Below are 4,520 nucleotides of genomic sequence, written 5' to 3'. Positions count from 1 at the left end.
CAGGCATAAGGCGAAACACGTAGGAAATCTTGTTTTCCGTAGTGTTTTGACTTATGACCCCGAGGGGCTAGGCGCTGGAGCTAGACACCAAAACTACGTGAGAAATTTTTAAACATTCTTATCTTACAAAAAAAAGACCTATTAGCTTTAAAAGCTAACAGATCCTTATCAAGATAATTATGCTGCTTTATTTTTATTATAGATATCAAACGCAACTGCTGCTAAAAGAACAAGTCCTTTAATTGCTTGTTGCCAGTCGATCCCTAGACCGATCAATGACATCCCGTTGTTCATAACACCCATTACAAGACCACCAATGATTGCTCCTGGAACGGTTCCAATTCCACCATAAGCTGAAGCTCCCCCGATGAAACTTGCTGCAATTGCATCAAGCTCAAATAAGTTACCTGCTTTAGGTGTTGCAGCATTTAAACGAGCTGCGAAAACTAAACCTGATAATGCTGATAACACACCCATGTTCACGAACACTAAGAATGTTACTTTCTTCGTTTTAACACCAGAAAGCTGTGCTGCCTTTTCATTTCCACCAATCGCATAAATATGGCGTCCGATGATTGTTTTTCTCATGATAAACGTATAAAGAACAATTAGGATTGCTAAAATAACTAAGATATTAGGAATTCCTTCATATTGTGCAAGAACATAGCCAAATGCATTAATAACTAGGGCCATAGCCACTAATTTTGCCACAAAGATTCCCATTGGAGCTGTATCAAACTGATATTGTATTTGCGTTTTACGATTCTTCCATTCCATTAATACGTAAACCGCTGAAATGGTAAGAGAAATTAAGATCGTTAGCATATGAAGAGTGCTGCCACCGAATAAATCTGGTAAGAACCCTGAGCTCATCTTTTGGAATGATTCTGGGTATGGAGCAATTGATTTACCTTCTAAAACGACAAGAGTTAATCCTCTAAATAACAACATCCCTGCGAGTGTCACGATAAAGGCTGGTATTTTAATATAGGCAATCCAAAAACCTTGCCATGCACCGATAATCGCTCCGATAATTAAACAGATGATGACTGAAAGCAGCATTGGTATTTGGTATTGAACCATTAAAATACCTGATATTGCGCCAACAAACGCTGCGATTGATCCTACTGAGAGGTCAATATGACCTGTTATAATAACAAGAACCATCCCTATTGCCAGAATCAAGATATAGCTATTCTGAAGAATTAAGTTCGTTATGTTTATAGGCTTTAAAAGGATCCCCTCGGTTAATACTTGGAATAGTAACATAATAAATACTAAAGCAATAATCATACTTGATTGTCTCATATTGGCTTTAGCCATGCTTTTTAATGTTTGCATGTTCGTTTACCCCCTGGTCTTCGTCATGTACTTCATCAAATTCTCTTGTGTTGCATCTTTCTTTAGTACTTCACCGGTTATTTGGCCTTCACTCATCACATAGATACGATCACAGATTCCAAGCACCTCTGGAAGCTCAGATGAGATCACAAGTACACCTTTACCTTCATTCGCTAACTGATTAATGATTGTATAGATTTCATATTTAGCACCTACGTCAATCCCACGGGTCGGCTCATCAAGGATTAATACTTCTGGGTCTGTTAAAATCCATTTACTTAATACAACCTTTTGTTGGTTACCTCCACTTAGATTCCCAACTGTTTGCCAGATACTTGGCGTTTTTATATTAAGCTTTTTACGATATTCTTCTGATTCAACAATCTCTTGATTATTATTGATCACACTGTTTTTCGATAATTTAAACAAACTCGGTAGAGTGATATTTTGACGAATATCATCTTTAAGAATTAATCCATTACCTTTTCGGTCTTCTGACACATATGCCAAGCCATTTTTGATTGCTTGATCAACGGTTTTCAGTTCCACTTCTTTTCCATTAATATGAACACTACCTGTAATCTTTTGACCATATGCTTTTCCAAACACACTCATGGCAAGCTCTGTTCGTCCAGAGCCCATCAAACCAGCAATTCCAACAATTTCGCCCTTCTTGATATGGATATTGATCTCATCAAGAATTTTCCGTTCGCTATGGAGTGGATGATAAGCGTTCCAATTTTTTACTTCAAAGATTGTTTCACCAATCTTCGGTTCTCTACTTGGATAACGGTTCGTTAAATCACGTCCAACCATTCCTTTAATGACTCGATCCTCTGTCACACTACCATCATGAACATTCAATGTTTCAATTGTCTGTCCATCACGAAGGATTGTAATTGAATCTGCTACTTTCATAATCTCGTTTAATTTATGTGAAATGATGATAGCTGTCATTCCTTGTTTTCTTAACTCTATTAAAAGATTTAATAAGTTTTCGCTATCCGCTTCATTTAGTGCCGCAGTCGGTTCGTCTAAAATAAGTAATTTTACACGTTTGGATAATGCTTTCGCTATTTCAACCAGTTGTTGTTTTCCAACACCAATTGTGTTGATTTGTGTATTCGGTGATTCACCTGCTAAACCTACTTTTGCTAATAAATCCTTTGTTTTAAGTGTTGTTTCATTCCAGTTAATAATCCCTTTTTTCGCTTGTTCGTTTCCTAGAAAAATGTTTTCTGCAATTGATAAGTCTGGTATAAGTGCTAATTCCTGATGTATGATAACGATTCCTAAATCTTCACTTTGTCTGATATCCTTAAATGCACACACGTTTTCTTCAAAAAGAATATCCCCATCATAGGTACCGATTGGATATACGCCACTAAGTACCTTCATCAAAGTTGATTTCCCTGCACCATTTTCACCCATCAATGCATGGATTTCACCTTTTTTCACTTTCAAATTTACATTTTCAAGTGCTTTAACGCCTGGAAACTCTTTTGTGATACTTTTCATTTCCAATATAATTTCAGACATTTGAACACCACGCCTTTGTAATGTAATAGATGATTTCCCATAAGTGCTTGGCACTTTACTTTGGGAAATCATCCTAGTTTATTTCAATTTATTTAAGATCTTCTTCAGTCCAATATCCACCATCAATTAAGATTTCTTGGTAGTTTTCGATATCAACAGATACTGGCTCTAATAGATAAGAAGGAACAACCTTCACACCATTGTCATATGTTTCAGTGTCATTCACTTCAGCTTCTTCACCTTTTAATACTGCTTCAGCCATCGCTACCGCTTTCTTAGCTAGTTCACGAGTATCTTTGAATACTGTTTGTGTTTGCTCACCATTGATAATTGACTTAACAGAAGCTAACTCTGCATCTTGACCAGTTACAACTGGAAGTGGCTTATCAGCAGAACCGTAACCAACACCTTTTAATGAAGAAATAATACCGATTGAAATTCCATCATATGGAGAAAGAACAGCATCAACTCTTTCAGATCCATAGTTACCACTTAATAAGTTATCCATACGAGCTTGAGCAGTTGCACCATCCCAACGTAGTGTTGCAGCTTGCTCAAATGATGTTTGGCCACTCTTTACAACTAATTTACCGCTATCAATATATTGTTGAAGAACTGACATTGCACCATCAAAGAAGAAGTATGCATTGTTATCATCAGGTGAACCTGCGAATAGTTCAATATTGAAAGGTCCTTTACCATCTTTTAAGCCTAACTTTTCTTCAATATATGTTCCGTGTAAAACTCCAACCTTGAAGTTATCAAAAGTAGCATAGTAAGTTACATGCTCAGTGTTTTTGATTAAACGGTCATATGCAACAACCTTAATTCCTTCATTGTTTGCTTTTTCTAATACATCTGTTAACGCTTCGCCATCGATAGAAGCAACAACAAGTACGTCAACACCTTTTGTAATCATGTTTTCAATTTGTGATACTTGGTTTTCTACAACATCTTCAGCATATTGAAGATCTGTTTTATATCCTAGAGCTTCGAACTCTTTTACCATGTTTTCTCCATCATATACCCAACGCTCAGATGATTTTGTTGGCATTGCAATTCCAACATAACCAGCTTCACCGCCGCTTGACTCTTTTCCCCCACTACATGCTGCTAATAAAAAGACTAAAGATAAAGCAAGAATGATTGATAACGCTTTCTTCATTCTGTAACACCTTCCCCTTTTTTATGTTTGTTTTTAGTGAGTCAGGTTGTTTCCCTGTCTCTACTTAGAATAATATCACTAGATTAAGAGAGCGTCTTTTCAATAAATAGACTATTTTTATAAAAAATTAACTTTTGTTAAAGCGCTTTCATATTTTTTATAAAAATGTGGGTAGTAATTGATTTTGAACCTTTTTTATTCTTTTCGACTGATTGGTTAAAGATTTGCGGTGAAATGACTGAAGAGTGCTCGTTTTTGGTTTTTATTTGGGGATAAAAGGGGGTTTGACTAAATCAGGAATTACGAATAAGACAGAGGGATAATGCGCAGAAAGGATTGCGGAATTCCATTTAAATGAAGATCCTCATTCAAAGGCAGAACTGGAATACCGCGAACTTTTCTTTGATTCCCACGGAACTGGATGATAATACCGCGAAACGGGAGCGGAATTCCGCGGTGCGAGGATCCACATACT

General features: G+C 36.6%; 3 protein-coding genes. All 3 read right to left on the bottom strand.

Annotation, left to right across the window (positions count from 1 at the left end):
* Positions 1-177: 177 nt before the first annotated feature.
* On the bottom strand, positions 178-1,341 hold the full coding sequence (gene mmsB / locus BLQ56_RS23075; RefSeq protein ID WP_090860001.1) for a multiple monosaccharide ABC transporter permease: 1,164 nt from the start codon (positions 1,339-1,341) through the stop codon (positions 178-180).
* Positions 1,342-1,347: 6 nt separating this feature from the next.
* Positions 1,348-2,880 carry a multiple monosaccharide ABC transporter ATP-binding protein gene (gene mmsA / locus BLQ56_RS23070; protein WP_090860003.1) on the bottom strand — a complete coding sequence of 511 codons (1,533 nt, stop codon included), beginning with the start codon at positions 2,878-2,880 and terminating at the stop codon, positions 1,348-1,350.
* Positions 2,881-2,968: 88 nt separating this feature from the next.
* Positions 2,969-4,045, bottom strand: a complete 1,077-nt coding sequence (chvE, locus tag BLQ56_RS23065; protein ID WP_090859999.1) for a multiple monosaccharide ABC transporter substrate-binding protein — start codon at positions 4,043-4,045, stop codon at positions 2,969-2,971.
* Positions 4,046-4,520: the final 475 nt, after the last annotated feature.

The organism is Litchfieldia salsa, assembly GCF_900104555.1.
GTDB lineage: Bacteria > Bacillota > Bacilli > Bacillales > Bacillaceae_L > Litchfieldia > Litchfieldia salsa.
This window is presented reverse-complemented; position numbering and strand designations above follow the sequence as displayed.